Origin of the sequence: Clostridium sp. OM05-6BH (assembly GCF_003481635.1) — a bacterium.
GTDB lineage: Bacteria > Bacillota > Clostridia > Lachnospirales > Lachnospiraceae > Butyribacter.
This window is the reverse complement of record NZ_QULH01000005.1, coordinates 92,379-115,424: the sequence shown is the minus strand read 5'-3', so window position 1 is coordinate 115,424 and position 23,046 is coordinate 92,379. Positions and strand designations below refer to the sequence as shown.

Here is a 23,046-nt window from a genome sequence, read left to right as displayed (position 1 = left end):
AATGATTTGAAAAAAATTCTAAAAATACTTTACTGTCTCATCTCCACTAATGATACTCTTATTCTTTGACAGCATAGCACTTTTCGAGTAATCAATTCAACTGCTTCAATAATATATAACGAATCGCGCGGCAAAATCCTGACAAAATAATTTATTTTTTTACGTCATTATCCCTCACTTCTTTTGTCCTCAAATCTTACATGATATTCCCATTACATTATGATCCAGTTCCAGATTGTCTTCACCCAATAACTCAAATCCGTTGTAGCATTCACATATAAGAGTTCTTGATATAATTTTGTTATTGCATTCATATCTATCGCATATCCGTTTGTTGCATCAACATCCTGAAATGCACTTTTCTCGTACTTTTTCACCCCTCCATGACATCGCCATTCGGAAATAGCACTCTGATAAAAGCTTCCGCGATCCAAATAGTTTACCCCACCTTTCACATAAAAACTACCGACATCAGCGCAAGCAAAGGCCGAGATTCCAATTCTCTCAAGACTCCCCTTCACTTCAATCGCCCCAAACTCACTATTACGATAAAAGGCACCATCCGCAATCTCCGTCACACAGGATGGAATTGTCAATTGAGAATCTGCATTGTCATTTTTGAGTGCTTGGCAAAGAATGTGACCATCCCTCGTATATAAAATTTCGTTTTGCAACTGATATGACGTATTCTCCTTATCAATCTGGATCAATCTGATCGGTGCATAATACAAAAACAGCGTATCCGGATCTCCTTCTTCGCCATAATTGATCTTTCCGCGAAATGCTTTGCCAATGTAAAATGTTTTCAACTGCTCACAATTTCTAAATGTCTCCGGTGCAATATATTGTAAGTTTGACGGCATACGAAAACTCGTAATTCCTGTCCCTGCAAAAGTTCCATATCTCTTCAAATAGCCATCGAATTGTCCCTCATCATGATCTAACGCAAAATAGTCCACGCCATTCACATAGCGATCATATGGGTCTTCATTCTCCGAATCATAATAATGTATCACTCGCACATCAGACTTGTTGTAATAATCTGAAATTCGCTCCAGATGATTAAGTGTCTCCAAATTCACATCCTTAAGTAAAATACAATCAAAGAAACTTCCCTCTCCTAATTTGTGTAAGTTCTTCGGTAAGACAATTTTTTTCAAATAATAATTTCCCTTAAATGATAGTGGTGCTGTCTGACGAACAGTATCAGGAACAACGAAGGTTCGACCTTCCTTTCCCATCGGATAACAGATAAGTGTTGTCATTTTCTTATTATATAAAACACCATTTTGCGATCTGTACTTTGAGTTGTTAAAAGAGACTCGAATACTTGTAAGATAAATCTGTGCCCCAAATGCCCCTTCTTCAATTTTTGTCACACTTGCCGGAATATAGATTTCCCTTACCTGTATATCACCAAACATGTTGGCTGTAATCGTGGTGAATCCTTCCGGTAATTCCACATATAATTTTTCAGTTGCATCACCCAGACCTCTCCACACATCAAAACCCCAGCCGGGCTCATAATCATCCGATATTCCTCTTTCTTCTTCGGACGCATATTGAAGAACCGAAGAATCTTTGATTGCTGTAATCCCCTGTCGTATCACTAATTTTTTCACCTGAAAGTATCTGTTTTTACGGCTAAGTTGTTCATCTACACGAATGGTTTGCGACACAACTCCCCGTCCATAAAGTTCCAGCTTCTTCGACTTGCTGTCATAGCGGTATTTTGTCTCACCACCACAGCTTCCAGAGACTACTTTTGCCTGTACACTTTGTGCAAAAAACAATCCCCCTGCTACCATCCAAAATGCGATCATTAGTGTAATAATATAACCTGCTCTTTTCATAATCCCCCCTCCTTGCAATCACTATTTTAACTGTACTTGATAAATTGCTGCTTTGTAATCTGAAACTTTGCTCTCCCTTTTATCTACTGCTACATATAGACCTGTGCTTGTAACCAATATGCCTTATATTTTAATATATCACCTTGTATACTGTCTGTCAAATAATCTGCATCCAATGATAGCCGCACCGCCGCAAATAAGAAACAAAATAACAAATCCCATATATTTTGAAGATTTTTGTCTATAGGGTAATGCATTCCCGGAAGTATCGGGATCTGCATTCATCAACAATTGTTCATCAAACATGGTGTTCATAAGACTCATAAATTCTTTTGTTGTATATACTTTTCCATTAACAAGCCCCTTTTTCCCAGCTTTAGCATTAAACACATCCGGTGCATCTGCAAAAGGTATCATATAACTTTCTTTTGCACATTTTACATATATCATATTTAAATAATACAAATCATTTCTTAACAAACGAATATCTTTTATCGTATTCTTTGCGCTGATTACTTTAGTAGCCACCGAAGCAACTTTGTCTTTATCTAAAACGGTTTGACCAATCTCCCCATCGTCTGACTCTGACATCCATTGATATTTGCCGTTCACTTTCTGCAACATTGTAATTCCTGCACGCCCTGATTTCGTTGTGTAGGGAACATACCATTCGTAAGTATCACCAAATAGTTTGTCGATATTTTTCCCCTTTTTCTTATATGCTGTAATCATCAGATCATCTACTAACTGTACCCGAAACGCTTTACTGTAATCGTACTGTTCTTTTCCCAAAGCACTTTCTTGTTCTTCAACCGTCTCTCCTTCTGTATCATTTTTCTGATACGATTTTGAGTGATTCGTAAGTTCTTTTTTTATTTGTTGTAACTCCTGTTTTTGTTCCTTTTCCTGCTTTGTCAATATATGCACTGTCTTTTGTTGCAAGTTGCTGTCCGCTTTTACTCCTGCAGCTGCCACCAAAAGAATACACATGGAAAATATTGCTGTCATTGTATCTTTTATATTTTTACTCATAATAATCCCCTTTTCTGTACGCAAATCCTTCATATATTGACCACCACGAATGCCACGGATCTCTCCGTTGCCATCATCTCTTGCATTATAATACGTTATTACCACCAAACAATAAAAAACCGCCTGTTAGAGAAATTTAGTTCTTTTGCTCCATTTTAGAAATTATAGGAAACGAGAAGTTTTATTAATTTATTGCCTTTAACCATGTGTCTACTTTATAGGATTTGATTCCTTTTTCACATGTCCACTTAATCGGGTACATTATAGTTCTTATACCTTACAGTTTCAATTTAGATATTACACGCTTAACCTCTTCTTCATTCAACTCTACAATGTCCGCAATAGATGCAATACTTTCGCCCCGTTCATGTAGCTTTTGAATCGTTCTTTCTCGGCCTTCCGCACGACCTTCTTCTCGCCCTTCTTCCTTTCCCTCTAGGTAGCGCTGACGGTATTCATATTCTAATGTCATATAATCCAACCTCCATCTCTCATTTTGGCGGGCCGAACGCACTGCTTCTTCCAACTCCTCTGTAAATTTGTCCGACGCACCTTTTCCATCAATATAATCCAAAATCCGTTTCATTGCGGGACTCACATCGTCCATTGTTCCCTTTGTACTTAAGATTATCTTAACTGCGTCATCGTCTAATGTCAATGCTATATTTTCATTGCCATATAGTAATCTACTCTTCCCTAAAATATGCTGTGTTTATCATTTCGTATGTGGCATTATATCATTTTCAATCAAAAATTACTATTGGCACATTTCATATTTTTGTACGTCGAAATTGTACACATCTCACAATATTTGTTCGTTTTTATTTACTATATTTTGATCAATCAGTTCAAAAAAAAGCAAAGCCAGCGCTTTGCTTTGCAAGAATTGCTAAAGCAATTCTTGGTGATGTCGCGCTACACAACAGCAGTTTCCTATTAATTAAAAAAGAGTTTGTTACATTGTCTTTCCAGCGACATATAACAAACTCTCTTTCATTAACCTATTTAAGCTTCCCATACCTCATTATCTCACACAACCACATATTGCTTATTATGTCAGTAAAACAATAGCTATTTTGCAACCGATAAAGTAAATTATCCTGTCATCAAAAAAACTAAGACAATTGCCGAAGAACGCAGAGTTTTTACGTGATTTCTTATTTTGTTAAGTCTCTGATGAATACATGCCTGAAGGAATGTCTGAGATGTCCCGGTCTAGCAAGGTATCATCCATTTTTGGACGGGAGGCTTTCGCTACGATGCACTACGTTACTTAATGTCTCTGAGATACGAGACATAAGTAACGACGAGCGCAAAGTCCCTTTCAAAAATGATGATTACCTTGCTTCCGGGACTTCGAGTTTCCGAAAGGCATGTAAACCATACATCAGAGACAACAAAATTTAGAAATCACTGTGAAAACTAATTGCGGCAAAGCAATTGCTATTGTTTTTTGATGGCAGTATTCACTATATATCAGTTGCAAAATATAATTAAACCATCGACATAATAAGCAATATGTGGTTTGGACAATAACTTCCGGTATGGGAAGTTTTAGTAACCTATAAGTTTTCCATCACGTAATCCAAAGTCTCTAGTAATCGCTTGGCTAACTCCTTACGCCTCTGCTGATTTCTTAGCAGTGAAGAGCTTCTTCAAGCAGCTAAATGCTACTAATACACCAAGTACCATCAACAGGATCGCTACGATCAACTGCAAACCATCTACTAAGAATGTAGCCTGACCAGCAGATACATTCTGTACTAATGCGATAAACTTCTGAACCAATGCAGTAAATGTTACTGCTAACATAGCAAACATTGGGATATACAAAGTCCATCCGGTACGACCTGTTGTTTTTAAGAATACTGCAAGTGCGATCAATACCAAGGCAGCAAGCAACTGGTTTGCTGAACCAAAGAGTGGCCATACATTGTTGTATCCACCAAGTGTTAATAAGTAACCAAAGAACAATGTAATTACTGTTGCAAAATATTTATTTGTAAGTACACGCTGTACCGGTGTCATCTTCTCCGGATCTGTCGTATCTCCTAAGAATAATTCTTGGAAAGACATTCTACCGATTCGAGCAACGGAATCCAATGAAGTCAATGCCAATGCAGATACACACATTGTCATAAATACTGTTGCGATCTGTACCGGAATACCAAATTTCTCAAGGAATCCTGCAACACCGGTTGAGAAGATTGCAAACGGGGTACCTTCCGGCTTCATTCCGTTAACTGCTACCGCACCAACGACAACCAAAGCAACAACACCGAGTAATGATTCTACTACCATGGCGCCATAACCGATCATCGGCATATCTTTTTCATTACTTACTGTCTTAGAAGATGTTTCGGACGATACCAAACTATGGAATCCGGATACCGCTCCACAGGCAATCGTAACAAACAAAGTTGGGAATAAATAGCTCTTTGCCGGTCCCTGTCCTACAACAAAGCCGTTATACGCATTTAATTTCATGGCAGGATGTGCTACAACGACACCAACAACTGCGCCAATGATCATGCCAAGCAGCATAAATGTTGTCATATAATCTCTAGGCTGCATCAAAAGCCACATTGGCATGATGGAAGCTAAGAACAAATATGCCATGATGATGTAGATCCAAGTGGATTTAGTTGCATACATTGGAAGTTTCATACCAATCGCAAACATTACTACGAGCATTGCAATTGCTACCACTGCTCTTGACCACTCCGGCATATCTCCTACTTTTTTCTGAAGCAGACCAAATAAAATTGCCGCTAAAATGAATAGCATGGAAATGGATGCTGCGGAAGAATGTGCGTAAGCAGATGCTTTCGTAAGATCTGCTGCTCCTTTTCCAACAAATGTGCCGGCAACCATGTCTGTAAATGCTGCAATAACCAACAAGGTGAACAGCCAGCAAAACAACATAAATAATTTTCTTCCTGCTTTACCGATGTATTTCTCGATGATCATACCCATCGATTTACCTTCATTCTTAACAGATGCATACAAAGCACCGAAATCCTGTACTGCGCCGAAAAAGAGACCGCCGACGATCAGCCACAAGAGCACCGGAACCCATCCGAATACAGATGCTAAGATTGGTCCTGTTACAGGGCCGGCACCTGCGATAGATGAAAACTGATGCGAAAATACAGTAAACTTTGAAGATGGGACAAAGTCCTGACCATCCTCAAACTTTTTAGCGGGTGTCTGTGCATTCTCATCAATTCCCCATTTGCGTGCAAGCCATCTTCCGTACAGCAGATAACCGGCGCCTAATGCAACAATGCTGATTAAAACAATAACTAATCCATTCATTTCTTTCCTCCATTTCTAAAGCGTAAAACAAAGTATTACAGATCCATGACGCTTTCACATGGATTTGACGATGTAACCCATAAAGTGAAAAAAAGCTTTCGTCTTCATATAAAGATCTCTATGTATCTTTACACAAAGACGAAAGCTTATATACTTCCGCGGTACCACTTCATTTGTCACATCAAAATGACCTCTTACTCTTATCACGATATGTGTCCCATAAATCGACCACATATTTTCAATAAGCTTCTCTATAACGGGAGAACCCGGTGACACTTACCGTATCTGACTAAGCCAGAAATTTCAGTGCACATCTCGCAGAGGATAGCTTTCCGTTCGGTATACTGTCTCGCACCAACCGACAGCTCTCTGCAATACGAGGGATCCGAAAAACCTTGTTCTGTTCAACGATTTTGTTTTTGTTGAAACAAAGATTAGCACTTTAAAATCGATTTGTCAACACTTAAAATTAATTTTTTTCATATATGACATTAATTTTATTCACTTACCATTTGAAACGTCTGTTGTTCATAGTGGATCACCCTATTCTGCGCTTACCGGTGCTTCCACTGTCGCAGATGCTGCACCCTCCCCTGTACTTGTCGTTGTCGCTGCTGCAGTAGTAGAGTACGTTATCGTTCCCGTCTGCTCATCTGCAAACATCAGATCAGAAGTGGCATTAATCGTTCCAAATCCTTCGTTTTTCAGTAAACGTATCATTTTCTGCAAATATTCCATGTCGGCACTCATTAAATTCTGTCCCTCGTGCCTTCGATGTGAATATTTTTCCTGCTCCCTGCGCGTTTTCATCTGCTTTTTCAGAAGTTGTAATTCCTGCAGTGCATCTTCTTTTTCATCTGCCTTTTTGCGACGTCGCACTATCTTCTGTCCGGTTTCGTTTTGCTTCCGATGCACTGTTCCTTTATCATCACTTTCCATCTGCGATTCACGCCGTATATTCTGCACTTTTTTGCGGGCAACGCGTACCATCTTTTTGGCATGGTTTATGGCAATCTGCAATTCGTCGTCATTATATTGACCGGAAGCAGATTTGCGTCGCAATGCGGATAGCGCAGAATTGGCAGAGGTAAGCGCATTGCTCGCCTGATTCACGTTTTTGGCTCGTGCAATCGCTGCTGACACTTTGCGAAAGCTATAATTAACCGGCTGCTTTGTTGTTTTTGTATTTGTAGACTTACTGTTTTGACGGCTCTCTTTCAAGCGTTCTAACAATTGCATGGAATACTCAATCGCACTTTGATTATAATCTTCCATCGCATTCCATCCCTCTTCTGAAATTTCCACACTTGCCGCCTGTTTCTCTGTCGATGTCCTCTTTGCCGTAGCAGACATCTGTCCCGCATCTTGTGCATAACCCATCTCCGCAGCACTCTGCGTCATCGTATCAGATGCTGCGACTGCTTCTGACGATTCACCATCTGTACTCTGCGCACCTACAGAATGCACTGCCACCTGTGTCCTTGTTGGAACTCCGTTTCTAAAACTAACTTGATTCATTGCACTCCCTCCTTGATCTGCAATCTAATCAGCACTACAAATCAGAACTGATGATTCACTATATTGGTTATATCGGCTCAATGTGGCAATTAGCATAGTGCAAGAGGCCGGAGTAGATTCCCCAGCCTCTCATCTTGCTTATAAAGATATGATACAGTGCCCTGCAGCGTTTCTCTTCTCTTATTCGTAACGCAGTGCTTCGATCGGATCCAGCTTTGCTGCTTTCCCTGCCGGATAATAGCCGAAGAAAATACCGATCACCATCGAAAAAGCAACAGATATGATCATTGCCGCTACCGGCGCTGTGGCAGAATATCCTAAAATAGCTGCCGCTGCCGCACCGAGTATCAGACCGACGACAATTCCCAAGATTCCTCCAACCAAGCACAAGAGCACAGATTCAATGATAAACTGCAATCGAATGGAGCTGTTTTTGGCCCCCAATGCTTTTCGTGTGCCGATTTCTCTGGTTCGTTCCGTGACAGACACGAGCATAATATTCATCACTCCAATTCCTCCAACCAAAAGAGAAATTCCGGCAATAAATGCAATTGCGATCGATACTGTCTGCACCATTTCTGTCATTGACTCTGTCATAGACTCCATCGTCGAAGTCGACACTTCGTAGTCTTCATTTGCTGCATAATATGGCTTAAAATACTGTTCGATCTGCTCTGCAAAAGCAGACACACTATCCACTTTGGTCGATGTAACCACTGTAAACTGCGAATATCCTTCATCCGCATGTGTCTGTTCCTTTGCCGTCGTTAGCGGAATGTACGCTGCCGTTGTCACATCCTCATCCGAAGATTCACTGACATTGCTGCCACTCTCATATTTATACACACCGACAATATAATATTTTTCATAACTGCCATCAAGATTTAGGCTTATGCTCTGTGCCAGTGCTGCAGAATTATCTCCATCAAACAGATTTTCCACTACTTTATCGGTGACCATGATCACCTTTTTCTTACCGGTCAGATCTTTTTTCTTAATCTTGCGGCCGGCTAATAATGTAATTTTACTGCTGGCAAAGTATTGCTCATTTATTCCTGTAATAGTGATGTTCGCAGATTCACTCTCCCGCTCTGCTGTGCCACTTCCAACCGATTCACTTAGTGCAATCGCATCAATTTGATCGGAATACTGCTTCTGCAAACCTTCGATCATTTCATCCGTAATACGATCGTCCTCTTCCAGATCCGCACTTTTGCCAGAAGTGCCAAATCGCATTCCATTCGCAGAAACCTGCTCCTGTTCACTGGACTGCTTTACACCAACAGTAATATTATTGGCTCCCATTTCCTGAAAAGAATCCGCAATGGATGTCGTCAATGAAGAGCTGACTGTCATGATCGCTATAACAGAACCAATACCAATAATGATTCCAAGCATTGTTAAAAGTGCGCGCATTTTGCCGGCTCGAAGTGACCCCACTGCCATCCGAATATTCTCTATGATCAGCATACGCCACCTCTCTTTCCGGTCTCATCCACAGCTTTTCCACCATGTCCGACTGCTCTGGTTTTTCCGGTATCATCCACAATTACGCCATCACGCAATGTAATAATTCTCTCCGTTTCTTCTGCCAATTCTCTGGAATGTGTGATCAGGACGATCGTTTTTCCCTGCTCGCGGTGTAATTTGTGAAATAAATCCATGATATGATGACCCGTCGCCGAATCCAGTGCTCCCGTCGGCTCATCCGCCAGAATTAACGCCGGATCATTTGCCATAGCACGCGCGATTGCGGTTCGCTGCTTTTGTCCACCGGATAATTCATCCGGCTTATGATGCATACGATCTTTCATACCAACCAGCTCCAAAAGTTCCTTTGCACGCTCTGTCCGTTCCTTGCGAGTCACCCCTGCATAAAGCATTGGCAGCTCTACATTGGCAAGTGCAGATGTCCGCGGAATCAGATTATACGTTTGAAATACAAACCCAATCTTTTGGTTGCGAATCTCAGACAACTGTTTATCTTTCAAATTGCCAACACATTCGCCATCAAGCAGGTATTGACCACCTGTCGGCTGATCCAAAGCACCAATAATATTCATTAATGTCGATTTGCCGGAACCGGACTCTCCGACAATAGATACGAACTGTCCTTCCTGTACCTGAAGATCAATACCATGTAATATTTCAAGTTCATTTGGTTTACCAATATAAAAACGTTTTACGATTTCCTGCAGATCAATAATGGCTGGACTTGCTGTCAACTGCTGCTTTGCTTTCTTTGTTATCTCCATAGCTAATCCTCCATTCTATTTGGATGGTGCCTGACCGCCTCCCGGTCCACCCATTCCGCCGGATCCACCCTTGGATCCATTCATGCCACCACGGTCGCCTTTGTTCCCTGTACTGCCGTCAGGTGTGCCTCCCATTCCGCCGAAACCACCAAAGGTGCTATTCTGCTTATTAGAATCCGAAGAGGAATCTGTTTTATCTGTTGGAATAACTACTTGCAATCCTTCCTGCAGATCATCGCCCTGCACTTCAATATAATAATCTGTCTCCATTCCGGTTGTTACGGTCACTTTTGAGGTGGAATCCCCATCTTTGACCAAAATATAACTTTCTCCATTTTCCTTGTGTACCGCATCGTATGGTACTGCGTAAACATCCGACGCTTCTTTTTTGACAATACTGCATTTAGCTGTCATTCCAAGCTTAATACGGTCGTCACTTGATGTCACCTTGATTTTTACTTCGTATCCGTCACTAGAACTGGCAGTTGTACCTGATGACTGACCCTGTGCTTCTGTTGACGTACTGCCACTGCTATCTGTAGATGGTGCCACAAATGTCACTTTACCCTCCAGTTCGTCATTATCTGTCGCATCTGTCAAAATAACTACTCGTTGCCCCACCTTAACATCGCTGATGTCATATTCATCTACACTTGTCGTAATAACAAAGGATTGTGTATCCTGAATCTGTAATAAAGTTCCTCCCGAATACGTATCGCCTTCCTCTACCGAAAGTGAGGTTACGGTACCGGACACGGGTGCCGTAACAGCACAATTGTCCAAATTCTCTTTTGCTTCCTTTACCTGCTTCTGTGCTTCTTTGATCTGCTTGGTTCGATTTGTCTCAGCCTGTTCTACTGCAGTCTTGGCAGAATCCACAGAAGACTGATTTTGACGATTACCGGAGGTCTGGTTGCTGACAGCCTGTTCATATTTTTCCTGTGCCTGCGTCAACTGCTCCCGCGCCTGTGACAATTCCTGCTGTAGCGCTGTTTTGCTACCTTGATTTTATCTTTCAACGAACGTATTGTCTTTTTGAGCGTTTGCAGGGATGCCTTCGTTTTCTTTACTGACGCTGCACTTGATGTCTTACTGTCTGAATAAGTTGTCTGTGCATTACTGAGCTGTTTCTTTGCATTTGTCACCTCGGCATTCGCACTGGTTGTCGTGTTGGACAAGTTGTCTTTTGCATCTGCATAAGCATCTTCCAGATCGCTTTGATCAAATTTAACGAGAGAATCTCCCTTTTGTACTGTATCTCCTACTGCCACAAGAACTTTTTTAACTGTTAGATTGGTTGCTGTCGACGTTACACTCTTGTTCGTTGCGCTCTCAAAAGCTCCGGTTGCGCTGATAGACTCTACCAAATCCTGCTTTAAGAGTTGAACTGTCGATTGCTGTCCAGAGCCTGCATTTACGGTGTCTTTGCTTCCTTTCGCTTTCACAAAAAGTGCGATTCCAACGGCTGCTGCCACGATCACAATTCCCCCTGCAATCCACCTCTTTTTGATTCGTTTTGCTGTAATTTTCATAGTAACCTCCAGTCTACAAATGATGTCGTCTCAAATTTCATTCGCTAATTTTAAGACTTCATCAACTTGCTTAAGTTATGTTGTAACCTAAAAATTTGATGTTTGGTTGGAAATTACTTTATTAAAAAATCATGAAAATTACGTGTGCAATCATTGAAGAAGATGTGAAACATCTCGACAGCCGTTTCTTAAATCTTGGCTGTCAACATTTCACTTCCTATTGCACACCATATTGAATATGCAGATAATGCTTCTTGATCGCATAAACATTGTCTGCGTAATCTCTGCTATCTTCTCCCACAGATGCAGACAAGATTCCTTCTAATATCACTTTGGTGATATCCTGTTCGCTCTGCTGATAGACTGACTGGTAATAATCATCTTTTTTCTCGCATATGCCCTCCAATGATTCACCCCGACAAAGCACGCTCTGCCGGGGCTGATACTATTATGACTATTTTCCGGTACACACATTAAGCAGCTTTGACAGCTTTTGCTTTTAATCCGCTCTTCTTCAACTGCTTACGCATTTTCTTTAATGCGCTCTTTGGCACCTTCACAACCAGTTTCTTGGATGTTTTCTTCCAGATGCTCTTGCCGCTGAATGTGCATTTCTTTGTCTGGATCTTGACAGTCTTTAACTTCTTACATCCGTAGAATGCCTTTGCTCCAATGTTTCTTACATTCTTTCCGATCGTAACCGTGGTGAGTTTCTTTAATCCCTTGAATGCATTTTTGTTTACTCCAACAACACGGTATGTCTTTCCTGCCAAAGCTACCGTATTCGGGATCACTACCTTTTTGACTTTATTTTTGTCGCTGTTCTTGGCATAACTTAAATTCATTGCGACAACTTCGCGCTCCGTATCCGTTTTCTTGACAACCTTATAACGGATGTTATTGGCAGACCAGTATCTTCCCACCTGCGGATAGTTGATCCTGTATGGATTGATCACAAGCTTCTCACCGGCCTTATACGTAGGACCGACACGGAACTGAAGTTCCTGCTGATACATCTCATCAACCACGCTCTGTGCAATGCCGGATTCCATCAACACCAGAAGATTTGGACAGCGGTTAAATGCTTTCTTACCCACTTTGGTTACTGACTTTGGAATAAATACCAATCCCAAGTTGGTGCATCCATCAAATGCATTTGCTCCAATCTCTGTTACGCCACTCTCGATCACGACAACACGAAGATCTTTTCTTCCTGCATATGCCTTATCTGCCACCTTTGTCGTTCCCTTAATGATCAACGGCTCCTGTGTACTGTTTGGTGATGCCGTCTGCGTTGGCGAAGCCGACGGCTGTGCTGACTGCACAGGCTGTGATACATCCGCATCCGCTGCGCTCCCTACTGCTGCTCCCATTGCTAACAGGGTCACCCCTGCTAACAGTCCAATAATTTGTTTTCTCATGATAGTCCTCCTTCTGCACCTTTGGTGCGTTATATTTTTATTGATTGATGCAGTTAAAAATTTTAATCTGCAGTCCATCCTTTTTTCTCATTGTTTTCTTGTCTGCGATCTCCTTATCCAAGGTTTTCTCAAAATCGGAAGTGATCCAAAGGCTTTCTACTCTGTCTTTATCTATGTTATAGCCAAACACATAGACTTGAGTTGACTTAGTCTGCACAAAATATTTAAGTGAGGCACCCATTTGAGGCACATCCTTATCATATACATATATAGCCTTACATTTTATAATGTCAGCTTCTTGTTCCAAACCAGTTAACATATTCTGAATCATCTCAATATGCTTAGTTTGCATTTGCTGCAAACGACTTAACTGCTTGACCGGATTCATATAGCAATCACTATCTTCATCTATTTGGCGTAATTCTCCAGTTTGAGCATCTATCAATAATTGATATCCACTTTGCCAAGATTCGTCAGATAGAGATACGCAATATTCGTCATCCTCGCTGTCTTCATAGGTCGTCACATCTACAGCAGTCCTCGCCCGATTTGTATCAATTCCATATATTTTGCTGACATACTGCTTGGCAGCCTCAATTGCCTGATCCTCTGTCAGCTTATTTGACGTTTCGTCGACCGGCCTTTGTGCAGCCCTCGCTCTGTCTGCCTGATTCTGCTTTGCCAGCGCATAATCACGCCGCTCATTAAAATCAATGATCTGTAATAACTGCTCATCGGTCAATTCGCCCTTCGGCAGATAAAAGGTACTATTTGCACGACAGTATACGACTTCTTTCCCGCCATTCGCTTTCACTTCTTTCTGAGAATCTACTTCCTTCAGCTTCGTCTCCGGCAATGTTCCCTTTTTATATTCCTTCTGCAGCAGTTCCTTGCGCTTCTGCTCCTGAGAAGATAACTTGCGTGAATAGTGATCTGCATCTTCGCGTTGTGCCTGTGTCATATGGTTTAACTGCTTCTGTTCCTCTTGAGACATTGATTGTAAATGTTCATGATATTTATCCACAGCAGCATATGTACCCGTCGTCAACATAATGGCTGCGCCAACCGCTGCGACTGCCGTTCGATATGAGAATGCACGCACCACTTTGCCGTCATCCTGCACATCCTCCGCACGCACCCGGCATAACAGTTGATCTATTCTACTGTTTTTCACCGTTGGTTCAGTTGGAACTTCCTGCAGCAGTCGTCGGCTGATTTCTCGATCCAATCTACTTCTCATTGTATTTACTTCCTTCCATAGTCCATTATTTACCTGCAATTTTTTAATTTTTGTCGCACTGTATAGAGTCTTGATTTTACCGTACCTGTTGGTATGTTTAAGATTGCGCTTATCTCTTTTTGCGAAAAGCCATATATGTAATACAAATATACCAATGTACGATCCTGCTCTGCAAGACTTTCTATCTCATGCCAAATTCCGCTATGCGGATAACCAGGCTCCGCTGTCGTCGGATAGTCGTCCATAGATTCCACCAATTCTACCCGTTTTCTTTTTTGAATCATAGATAACGCTGTATTGACTGTAATCTTTGCTACCCACGACCGCATTTTATCCGGTGATCGAAGCTGTTCCCTGCGTTCCCACGCTTTGCATAACGCTTCTGCCACCGCATCATCTGCATCCTCCGGATGATGCAGTATATTCATTGCGAGCCGTACCAGCATGCCTCTTTCTGTTGCAACAAATTGTTCAAATTGCCTAGAAGTCAAACTACGCCTCAATTTTTTCCTTCCTTTCTGCGCACACTTCCAGTGCATTACCTCCCTGTGCCAGAGGTGCACCATAGGCACAAGGTTTCACCATCTCCAGTGGCCACCTTTTGATCGGTTCTACTTATATGACTATTTAGAAGCCCAAAAGGTTCATTTTATTTTGCAATATTTTATTTTTTAATATTATTAAGTTTTTCCATGTATCCTCCTAATAATATTAATAGCTTGTGGAGTTTATTTTGATTTTGTAAAGTATTTAGATCCAAAAACGCAAACTTCGCACATCAAACTTGAACTTACCATACCAAAAATTAATATCAGAACATATCTGTGAATGATTCTCCCACCCGGCATCATACACTGTCACTATTGCAACGCCTGCTTAATACTTTGATAATGTAAAAAAATCCCCTGCTTATCGTATTCTGATAACTGTGCTGCATCCGCTATCTGAAATGCATTCGTCTCTTCCGTCTGCAATTTGATATCTTCCTCTGTAAAATCCATATGATATTTATAGACATCTACAAAATAGTTATCACCTTCTCCCGGATTCTCACGGTGATACGAAAACAGGAAGCCGCCTTCTGCATTCGTTACATCCAGTCCGGTTTCTTCTAAGATTTCACGTTTCACGGCCTCTTCCGATGTCTCCCCGGCAATAGCCGCTCCACCGGATACTTCCCACCAGCCGGGTGCCCAAGCTTTGTCAGCCGCACGCTTTGTGATCAAATATTTTCCATCCGGTCTCTGAATAACACCAAGTACCGACAAATGATACTCCCCTTCTTTCAAGCACCAATCATTTCTTTTCATGGTTCGCCCGGTTGGCTTCTTGTCCTTATCGTAAATATCCCATAATTCCATCGTAATCTGTCATTCCTTTCTCTGACGGTAGTTTTAATAAACAACTTCAAAATGTATGAAGTGAGTATGTTTGATTTAATCGTTATCTCTTCTTCCAAACAGTAACACCAGTCGAAGCAGCTGTAATAAGGTGGATACCGTTGCCGTTATATAGGTCATTGCTGCCGCTGAAAGTACACGTCTCGCCCCTCTCACCTCATCTTCATATAACATTCCGCTATCATTTAAAATACGAAGTGCTCTGCCCGACGCATTAAACTCTACCGGAAGGGTGACAATCTGAAACAACAATGTCAACGCAAACAATATAATACCAAGATAGATCAAATTGGTATGCCCGATCAGCAATCCAACAATGATCACCGGCCACGACAATTTAGAACCAATATTGACCACCGGAACAATGGCACTGCGTATCTGTATCGGAACATAACCAACATGATGTTGAATGACATGTCCACATTCGTGCGCTGCCACTCCAACGGCGGCAATCGATGATGCACCATATACACTATCTGACAATCGCACCACCTTCGCACGTGGATCATAATGATCAGTCAACTGTCCGCTGATATGTTCGATTCGTACATCGGTAATCCCTGCACTTCGCAGGATCATTTCTGCTGTCTGCGCCCCTGTCAGACCGCGTTTGCTATGATATCGACTGTACTTATTAAATGTCCGGCTGACGTTGGCAGATGCCAGCATACATATTACCGCACCAATAATAACAAGAACATATGTCGGATCCATATAGTAATACATCCCCGGAAAATAACTTAAAAGTGCTGTCTGCATACACTAATCCTCCTTACTCCAATTGTTTTTACATTAATCCTAACTATAGCATTTCCCATCTCGTTTATCAACTATACCTTACTTTAACTTCCCATATTGGTTGTGGAGAAATATGCATCGATTTCCTATAGATCAATGATATAAAAATGATTGCTTTTCATAGAAACACGCTATATAATTATATTTGGCTTTACGCGGATTTTACGTAAAATGCTACTGTTTATCTCATTATTTGCCTAGATTTTACAAAGCTTTTCGTCGATATGTGCTGTGATTTTTATGCAAATAACACCATTTAGTGACTGATAAGGAGAAAACGAATGACTTCAGAACACGTGATCAATCTTCTTGGAGGGCTTGCGCTCTTCATCTTTGGAATGACTTTCATGAGCGACGGTTTGAAGAAACTTGCCGGCGATTATATGAAAACTATTTTGGAAAAATTAACGGAAAAACGTATTATGGCTGTGTTGCTGGGTGCCGGTCTGACCGCACTGATCCAAAGCTCCAATGCCATGTGTGTCATGACTGTCGGATTTGTAAATGCCGGAATGATGCAGTTAGAGCGCTCTGTTGGGATCATCATGGGTGCTAAGCTAGGTACAACGATCACCGGACAGCTTCTTGCAACCAATTATATTTCAAAATATGCTCCGGTTATTGCCTTTGTGGGTGTTGCTTTCTTGATGTTTGCTAAATCCAACAACATCAAAAGCTTCGGACAGGTTGTCGCAAGTCTTGGTATCCTCTTTGTCGGATTGTCCACCATGAGCACCGCAATGAGACCAATGGCACAGGAAGAATGGTTTATTAATATTGTGGCAAATCTTTCCAATCCTCTGCTCGGTGTACTGGTCGGCGTGATTTTCACCGTAATTATCCAAAGTGCCTCTGCCTCCGTCGGTGTGCTGCAGATCATGGCGGTAAGCGGTGTCATTGGATTCCGCCCGGCCTTTTATGTAATGCTTGGTATGAATATCGGTGCAAGTATCGCTCCGATCTTAGCTTCTATTGGTGGCAAAAAGGATGCCAAACGCGTTGCTGCCATCGTTGCTATTTTTGAGACCTGTGGTATGCTGATCTTTATGTTAGCCACTACATTCCTTCCGGTTCTCGACTGGTTGTCGATGACTTCCGGAGATCCGAGCCGCCGTATTGCAAATGCGAACACGATCTTTAACTTAGTATCACTGATCGTGTTGTTCCCATTCTCAAATCTCATCGCCGCTTTGTCTAAGAAGATCATTCGCGGCTCCGACGAAGAGCCAAATATGGCAAAATTAGAGTTTATCAGCGAAACAACGCATACGACTTCTACTGCAATGATCGGTCAGATCGATGCGGAGACCAATCGTATGGAAGAACTGGTACAAACCAACCTTCGTCTCGCTACCGAGAATTATTTTGATAATCGTTTGAAAGACGAGGAGGATTTCAACCAGACGGAAGAAACGATCGATTTCTTAAATAAGAAAATTACCGATGCACTGATCCGCATGAGTTCTTTTGCAGATCTGACACCAGAGCAGGCTAAGCACGTTGGTAATCTATTCCATGTGATCAATGATTTAGAGCGAATCGGTGACCATGCAGAAAATATGGCACAATATAGTATTCGTATGCACAAGAATAAGGAGCGTTTCAGTAAAACCGCCATGGAAGAACTCCGTGGGTTGGTGGATATTATTGAACGTATTTACAAAGAAGCTTACGCCCAAATGGTATCACCGGATCAGGATAAATACGCACATGTATATGCCTTGAAACGAGATGTAAACCGCATGATCGAGGACATGAAGGAAAAGCATATTGTCCGTATGAATAAGGGAAAATGTAATTCACAACAGGGTATGATGTTCGTAGAACTTTTGATGGATCTGGAACGTGTTGCAGCGCACGCTATGAATATTGCACAGGCAGCAAATTAAAAGCAATTCTTGCTTGGCGATGTCACGCTACATAGCAGCAATTTCCTATTCAAAATAATGGATCAACACAAATTAAATCCCCCTTGAGCAGACTTTTGGTTATCTACCTTATCTGCCTAAGGGGGATTCATTACTTCTTACAACATTTTTTTGTGTTTGAAATAGATAAATTCAAGAAGAATGATGATACCACACACGATTGCCACAACAGGATAACCGTAATGACTTTTAAGCTCCGGCATTCCAACAAAATTCATACCATACCACCCTGCCACAAGTGTCAACGGCGAAAAAATAGCCGTGACGATCGTCAGGATACGCATGATCCTATTTTGTTCTTCATCCAAGCGCTGCTGCTGTAATTCTCGTATTTGCAGCATATATTCCCGAAGCATTTTAGAGCGATTGTATAACCGCTCTACCTTTTGTCCATATGTCTGAAAACAGATCACCTCTTTCTCATCAAAGAAATCATTGACATTTTCGACAAGTGTATCGCTCATATCCATCATCTGTTGATATTGAAAGCTCTTGTTGAGTAATATTTTGCGATATTTGGCCATTAATCCGGTCGGATCCGTCTTCTCCCCGGACTGGATCTCCTCTTCCATCTGGAAGCAGCCTGCTTCGATCCTCTGCAAATGTTTGATATCATCTTTTAATAATTCATCCAAAAGGCGGATAAAAAAACGTACAGGCGACAGATCATCTTCATCACTGATCAGCGAGCGAAGCTGTTTTTCCCAGTGATCATGTCTCGTCTTTTGTCCGATCAAAACCAGTTCGCTGCGGTCAAGATAGTAAATAATACTGACCGCTCTGCCGTCATATGCTTCTTCCGGATGCCACATAATTTCGCCCACCACAGCGTCCGCAAGAACTACAGCTTTCGAAAAATGCATACGGTTAGACTGCAGCATATATTCCATTTCATTCCAAAAGCTGGCACTCTCCCAGCGTTCCTTCGCTTCCGCTGCATCAAGCACCAGCACTCGCCCCTGTTTCAATGCAAATTCCACAGCGATCCCCCCTCACATCATACTATTGACCATAGTATGCATTTTCTCCATGTTTTCTAAAAAAATGCTTGTCACGAATACTATCCGGTGCCGGCTGTACCTGAGGGTTGAGTAATTCTGTTCGGATCGCCATGCGCGCAACCTCCTCCAGCACAACCGCATTATGCACTGCTTCAGCAGCATCCTTGCCCCAGGTAAACGGTCCGTGGTTTGTGCAGAGTACGCCCGGCGTATGCATTGGATTCAGTCCTCTCTGCTCAAATGTCTCAATAATAACAAGTCCGGTATTACGCTCATACTCTCCACCAATCTCTTCCGGTGTCAGACTTCGCGCACAAGGAATCGGACCATAAAAATAGTCGGCATGTGTTGTTCCATATAATGGAATGTCACGTCCTGCCTGCGCCCACGAAGTTGCCTCCGGCGAATGTGTATGCACAACGCCTCCGATTTCCGGATATTTTTTGTACAATTCCAAATGTGTTGGCGTGTCCGATGATGGGTTAAGCGTTCCCTCGATACGGTTTCCTTCCAGATCCATGACCACCATATCTTCCGGACGCAGCTTATCATAATCTACGCCACTGGGTTTGATCACAAAATATCCGGTATCTCTATCAATCCCGCTTACATTTCCCCAAGTATACGTGATCAATCCTCTGCGCGGCAGTTCCATATTTGCTTCATATACCTTTTTCTTTAACTCTTCTAACATAGTGTCCTCCATTCGAAAATATCTGCTTACCAATGTAACGAAGTTTCTTCAATCTGCAAGCCCCCACGATATGATTCCATAAATTGTTCAAATCCCTGCACGATCTCCGGATCAGGGGCTATTGTTGTCCCTTCATTGCCGGCAAATACATGATCTTCCAAATACTGTGCCAGCGACTGTCCCTCCTGCTTATGAACCATAAAATCTGCAAGCAGCGCAATACCCCAGGCACCGCCCTCACCGGCTGTCTCCATCACAGAAACCGGTGCATTCATTGCTGCCGCAGTAATCCGCTGTCCGACGCCCTTGGTCGTAAAGAAGCCGCCATGTCCATACATTTTGTCAACTTGCACCTGCTCCTGCTGCAAAATATCCAATCCGATCTTCAAGGTTGCCAGCGCACTATATAAATGTGTACGCATAAAATTAGCAAGGTTAAATGCCGCATCCGGCTTACGCACAAAGAGTGGTCTTCCGGCATCTAATGCAGTCACACCTTCTCCGGAAAAATAATTATACGAAAGAAGACCGCCGCAATCGGCCGCTCCCTCCTCTGCTTTTTGGAACAATTTTGTAAACAGTGTTCCTGTGTCTACCGAAAAGCCCATGTAATCCGCAAATTCACCGAACAAGTTGACCCATGCATTGATGTCCGAGGTGCAATTGTTACAATGTACCATCGCCACCGGCTCACCGGAAGGTGTTGTAACCATATCAATTTCCGTATGCACCTGTTTTAATGCCTGTTCAAGTACAACCATCGCAAAAATTGATGTTCCGGCAGATACATTTCCGGTGCGGACACCTACACTATCTGTTGCGACCATCCCGGTTCCGGCATCTCCTTCCGGCGGGCATAACGGAATCCCCGCCTGTAAAGAACCGGTTGGATCCAATAACGCTGCTCCCCTCTCGGTCAGCACTCCGGCTCCCTCTCCTGCCGACAAGACCTTTGGCAAAATATCCTTTATATTCCACGAGTATCCACGATCGGCAATCATCTCATCAAACTGTGCCAGCATCTTGCTATCGTAGTCTCCCGTCTCGCTGTCGATTGGGAACATTCCCGATGCATCGCCCACGCCGAGTACTTTTTCGTCTGTGAGCTTCCAATGTACATAGCCCGCCAATGTCGTAAAATAAGAAAGCTTCGATAAATGTGGTTCCTCGTTCAAAATTGCCTGATATAAATGCGCAATACTCCATCTCTGCGGAATATTAAACGCAAACCGTTCCGTCAACTGCTCTGCCGCCTCTTCTGTCATTGTATTGCGCCAAGTACGGAATGGAACCAAGAAGTCTCCTTTCGCATCGAACGCCAAATATCCATGCATCATCGCCGAAAAACCAATTGCTGCAAGCTTGGTGATTGTTACCTGATATTTTTGCTGCACCTGTTCTGCCAAGGAACGATAACAGTCTGCCAAACCATTCCAGATATCCTCCTCGTGGTATGTCCACACACCATCCTCTAAGCGATTCTCCCAGTTGTGGCTGCCGGAAGCAAGTGGTTCTCCTTGTTCTCCGATCAGCACAGCCTTGATACGCGTCGAACCAAACTCAATGCCAAGTACTGCTTTTCCTTCTTGTATATATTGTGCGATCTCCATATTTTCTTCCTTTCTCTTAATCTTCTAGTGAATCATTTTCTCTACATCTCATGCGCTAAACGCCTGCCCGTCTTGCTGTGCCATTATACGGACACCTATTTATACTGCATCACAATAACCGTATCTTTTTTATTAGGTACTTTCTTCGTCACCTTTAAGGTCACCTTCGTCTTTCCTTTTTTATTGCCTTTGCAGGATATCTTTTTACCGGATTCCAGCAAATAGACTTTTTTGAGCTTTTTATTTTTGTACTTGCGTACTGTCAGCTTTTTATTTTTAGGCCATTTCGTCACATGTACATAGACATTTTTACCTTTCTTGGTATATGTTCCCCAAGATGGGACCTTACCAAACGGATTACCGGAGGTAGCATAAATACTGCTGCCGTTTTTCTTCATCCAGTTACCAATGCCACGCAGTGCTTTCTTACTTCCCGCTGTCATAGTACCGTCACCCTTCGGTCCGATATTTAACAGATAATTACCACTCTTAGAAGCAACATCGACCAATTCCCGGATTAAATATTTATAGCTTCGATAGGAATTCTCCAAATCCTTTTTATAGCCCCACGCATCGTTCATGGACTGACAAGTCTCCCATGGTCTTGATGGTGCTTTCTCCGGAATACTTCTCTCCGGGCACTCAAAATCACCCAGCTTAAATCCACGGCAGACACGCTCGTTTACTAATATAGAAGATTTCAAAGATTTTACATATTTATACAGATCTTTTCCATCTGCTTTCGTCCACCATTTTGCCAGTGTCGGCGCCTTTCTGCTATAAGTCCAGTCTCCGTCAAACCACATAATTGCCGGATCATAACGGTCTACTAACTCTTTTAACTGAGCCTTCATGTCGCGGATGTATGCTGTGCGCGCAGCCATTGACTTCATCTTCGTAAAATCACCGTTGATCGTCTGCGACGAATGGTTCCAATCTATGATCGAGTAATACAAGCCAAACTTGATCCCTGCCTTATCACAGGCTGTTTTTAACTCCATCAGCACATCACGGCCGGTTTTGCCAAATGGTGTATACTGCTGCAGACTAAACATCGTCTTACCGGTATAATCCTTAAAGCTGGCAACATTCGTATCCCACATTGCCATTCCCTCATGATGTTTGGCTGTGATCACGATGTATTTCATACCGGCAAGCTTTGCATATTTCACAATTTCATTGGCATTAAACTTGGTTGGATTGAACTTTGCGGCTACCGTCTGCTGGTATTTCTGCTTCGAAATCCCCTCGATCTGCATCGCCCATTCCCCGTGTCCATAATAGGAATACGCTCCAAAGTGAATAAACATACCGAAACGATCTTTCGTCCACCACTTCATGTTCGATGGAACGCTATATGCCTGCGATTGCACACCTCCTGCCACCATGCCAATCACCAGACTCAATACCAGTAACAAGCTCCATACTTTTTTGCTTTTTTTCATT

20 protein-coding genes and 1 other annotated feature are annotated in these 23,046 nt (G+C 42.3%); of the genes, 1 reads left to right on the top strand and 19 read right to left on the bottom strand.

Features of this window, described 5'->3' with window-relative positions; all coding sequences use genetic code 11:
* Nucleotides 1-212 precede the first annotated feature (212 nt).
* From DXB73_RS06690 to DXB73_RS06620, 15 genes are all read right to left on the bottom strand, one after another.
* Complete coding sequence (locus DXB73_RS06690) at nt 213-1,853, bottom strand: leucine-rich repeat domain-containing protein (RefSeq protein WP_022024118.1); 1,641 nt, start codon at nt 1,851-1,853, stop codon at nt 213-215.
* 138 nt (nt 1,854-1,991) lie between these two features.
* Nucleotides 1,992-2,993: a hypothetical protein gene (locus tag DXB73_RS06685; RefSeq protein WP_118690543.1), complete on the bottom strand. Its 1,002-nt coding sequence runs from the start codon at nt 2,991-2,993 to the stop codon at nt 1,992-1,994.
* Between the two features lie 169 nt (nt 2,994-3,162).
* Nucleotides 3,163-3,543 carry a hypothetical protein gene (locus DXB73_RS06680; RefSeq protein ID WP_182448504.1) on the bottom strand — a complete coding sequence of 127 codons (381 nt, stop codon included), beginning with the start codon at nt 3,541-3,543 and terminating at the stop codon, nt 3,163-3,165.
* 959 nt (nt 3,544-4,502) lie between these two features.
* Complete coding sequence (locus DXB73_RS06675; protein ID WP_118690541.1) at nt 4,503-6,203, bottom strand: carbon starvation CstA family protein; 1,701 nt, start codon at nt 6,201-6,203, stop codon at nt 4,503-4,505.
* Nucleotides 6,204-6,334: 131 nt separating this feature from the next.
* Nucleotides 6,335-6,620, bottom strand: a binding site (T-box leader).
* Between the two features lie 126 nt (nt 6,621-6,746).
* Nucleotides 6,747-7,721: a hypothetical protein gene (locus DXB73_RS06670; protein ID WP_118690540.1), complete on the bottom strand. Its 975-nt coding sequence runs from the start codon at nt 7,719-7,721 to the stop codon at nt 6,747-6,749.
* A 180-nt stretch (nt 7,722-7,901) separates the two neighbouring features.
* Nucleotides 7,902-9,191 carry an ABC transporter permease gene (locus DXB73_RS06665; protein WP_118690539.1) on the bottom strand — a complete coding sequence of 430 codons (1,290 nt, stop codon included), beginning with the start codon at nt 9,189-9,191 and terminating at the stop codon, nt 7,902-7,904.
* Nucleotides 9,185-9,976, bottom strand: a complete 792-nt coding sequence (locus DXB73_RS06660; protein ID WP_118690538.1) for an ABC transporter ATP-binding protein — start codon at nt 9,974-9,976, stop codon at nt 9,185-9,187. Before DXB73_RS06660 ends, DXB73_RS06665 begins: the two co-directional genes overlap by 7 nt.
* Before the next feature lie 15 nt (nt 9,977-9,991).
* Complete coding sequence (locus tag DXB73_RS06655) at nt 9,992-10,951, bottom strand: efflux RND transporter periplasmic adaptor subunit (RefSeq protein WP_118690537.1); 960 nt, start codon at nt 10,949-10,951, stop codon at nt 9,992-9,994.
* Complete coding sequence (locus tag DXB73_RS06650) at nt 10,927-11,508, bottom strand: biotin/lipoyl-binding protein (protein ID WP_118690536.1); 582 nt, start codon at nt 11,506-11,508, stop codon at nt 10,927-10,929. The genes DXB73_RS06655 and DXB73_RS06650 overlap by 25 nt, the downstream gene beginning before the upstream one ends.
* A 217-nt stretch (nt 11,509-11,725) precedes the next feature.
* Complete coding sequence (locus tag DXB73_RS06645; RefSeq protein WP_118690535.1) at nt 11,726-11,914, bottom strand: hypothetical protein; 189 nt, start codon at nt 11,912-11,914, stop codon at nt 11,726-11,728.
* 67 nt (nt 11,915-11,981) lie between these two features.
* Complete coding sequence (locus DXB73_RS06640) at nt 11,982-12,929, bottom strand: leucine-rich repeat domain-containing protein (protein WP_182448202.1); 948 nt, start codon at nt 12,927-12,929, stop codon at nt 11,982-11,984.
* A gap of 37 nt (nt 12,930-12,966) precedes the next feature.
* Nucleotides 12,967-14,169 (bottom strand): hypothetical protein, encoded by a 1,203-nt coding sequence (locus DXB73_RS06635; RefSeq protein ID WP_118690533.1) that lies wholly within the window; start codon nt 14,167-14,169, stop codon nt 12,967-12,969.
* A gap of 29 nt (nt 14,170-14,198) precedes the next feature.
* Nucleotides 14,199-14,660, bottom strand: coding sequence for an RNA polymerase sigma factor (locus DXB73_RS06630; RefSeq protein WP_182448203.1), 462 nt, complete (start codon nt 14,658-14,660; stop codon nt 14,199-14,201).
* 369 nt (nt 14,661-15,029) lie between these two features.
* Nucleotides 15,030-15,530, bottom strand: a complete 501-nt coding sequence (locus tag DXB73_RS06625) for an NUDIX domain-containing protein (protein WP_118507734.1) — start codon at nt 15,528-15,530, stop codon at nt 15,030-15,032.
* Nucleotides 15,531-15,605: 75 nt separating this feature from the next.
* Nucleotides 15,606-16,328: a zinc metallopeptidase gene (locus DXB73_RS06620; RefSeq protein WP_022025866.1), complete on the bottom strand. Its 723-nt coding sequence runs from the start codon at nt 16,326-16,328 to the stop codon at nt 15,606-15,608.
* Nucleotides 16,329-16,648: 320 nt separating this feature from the next.
* Here DXB73_RS06620 and DXB73_RS06615 point away from each other — a divergent pair, with 320 nt between their 5' ends.
* Complete coding sequence (locus DXB73_RS06615; protein ID WP_118690531.1) at nt 16,649-18,256, top strand: Na/Pi cotransporter family protein; 1,608 nt, start codon at nt 16,649-16,651, stop codon at nt 18,254-18,256.
* A 137-nt stretch (nt 18,257-18,393) separates the two neighbouring features.
* Here the strand turns inward: DXB73_RS06615 and DXB73_RS06610 are convergent, their stop codons facing one another.
* From DXB73_RS06610 to DXB73_RS06595, 4 genes are all read right to left on the bottom strand, one after another.
* A complete protein-coding gene (locus DXB73_RS06610) occupies nt 18,394-19,275 on the bottom strand; it encodes a CorA family divalent cation transporter (protein ID WP_022025864.1) in 882 nt (293 codons plus the stop codon).
* A 22-nt stretch (nt 19,276-19,297) separates the two neighbouring features.
* On the bottom strand, nt 19,298-19,990 hold the full coding sequence (locus DXB73_RS06605) for an L-ribulose-5-phosphate 4-epimerase (RefSeq protein WP_118507737.1): 693 nt from the start codon (nt 19,988-19,990) through the stop codon (nt 19,298-19,300).
* 26 nt (nt 19,991-20,016) lie between these two features.
* Nucleotides 20,017-21,600: an FGGY-family carbohydrate kinase gene (locus tag DXB73_RS06600; protein WP_118690530.1), complete on the bottom strand. Its 1,584-nt coding sequence runs from the start codon at nt 21,598-21,600 to the stop codon at nt 20,017-20,019.
* 95 nt (nt 21,601-21,695) lie between these two features.
* Nucleotides 21,696-23,045: an alpha-L-fucosidase gene (locus DXB73_RS06595; protein WP_182448204.1), complete on the bottom strand. Its 1,350-nt coding sequence runs from the start codon at nt 23,043-23,045 to the stop codon at nt 21,696-21,698.
* Between the last annotated feature and the right edge of the window lies 1 nt (nt 23,046).

Bases quoted from the DNA above. Each gene is read 5' to 3' on its own strand.
- DXB73_RS06665 (WP_118690539.1), bottom strand. From the start codon at position 9,191: ATGCTGATCATAGAGAATATTCGGATGGCAGTGGGGTCACTTCGAGCC.
- DXB73_RS06650 (WP_118690536.1), bottom strand. From the start codon at position 11,508: ATGAAAATTACAGCAAAACGAATCAAAAAGAGGTGGATTGCAGGGGGA.
- DXB73_RS06690 (WP_022024118.1), bottom strand. From the start codon at position 1,853: ATGAAAAGAGCAGGTTATATTATTACACTAATGATCGCATTTTGGATG.
- DXB73_RS06620 (WP_022025866.1), bottom strand. From the start codon at position 16,328: ATGCAGACAGCACTTTTAAGTTATTTTCCGGGGATGTATTACTATATG.
- DXB73_RS06615 (WP_118690531.1), top strand. From the start codon at position 16,649: ATGACTTCAGAACACGTGATCAATCTTCTTGGAGGGCTTGCGCTCTTC.
- DXB73_RS06625 (WP_118507734.1), bottom strand. From the start codon at position 15,530: ATGGAATTATGGGATATTTACGATAAGGACAAGAAGCCAACCGGGCGA.
- DXB73_RS06605 (WP_118507737.1), bottom strand. From the start codon at position 19,990: ATGTTAGAAGAGTTAAAGAAAAAGGTATATGAAGCAAATATGGAACTG.
- DXB73_RS06660 (WP_118690538.1), bottom strand. From the start codon at position 9,976: ATGGAGATAACAAAGAAAGCAAAGCAGCAGTTGACAGCAAGTCCAGCC.
- DXB73_RS06640 (WP_182448202.1), bottom strand. From the start codon at position 12,929: ATGAGAAAACAAATTATTGGACTGTTAGCAGGGGTGACCCTGTTAGCA.
- DXB73_RS06595 (WP_182448204.1), bottom strand. From the start codon at position 23,045: ATGAAAAAAAGCAAAAAAGTATGGAGCTTGTTACTGGTATTGAGTCTG.
- DXB73_RS06635 (WP_118690533.1), bottom strand. From the start codon at position 14,169: ATGAGAAGTAGATTGGATCGAGAAATCAGCCGACGACTGCTGCAGGAA.
- DXB73_RS06600 (WP_118690530.1), bottom strand. From the start codon at position 21,600: ATGGAGATCGCACAATATATACAAGAAGGAAAAGCAGTACTTGGCATT.
- DXB73_RS06670 (WP_118690540.1), bottom strand. From the start codon at position 7,721: ATGAATCAAGTTAGTTTTAGAAACGGAGTTCCAACAAGGACACAGGTG.
- DXB73_RS06675 (WP_118690541.1), bottom strand. From the start codon at position 6,203: ATGAATGGATTAGTTATTGTTTTAATCAGCATTGTTGCATTAGGCGCC.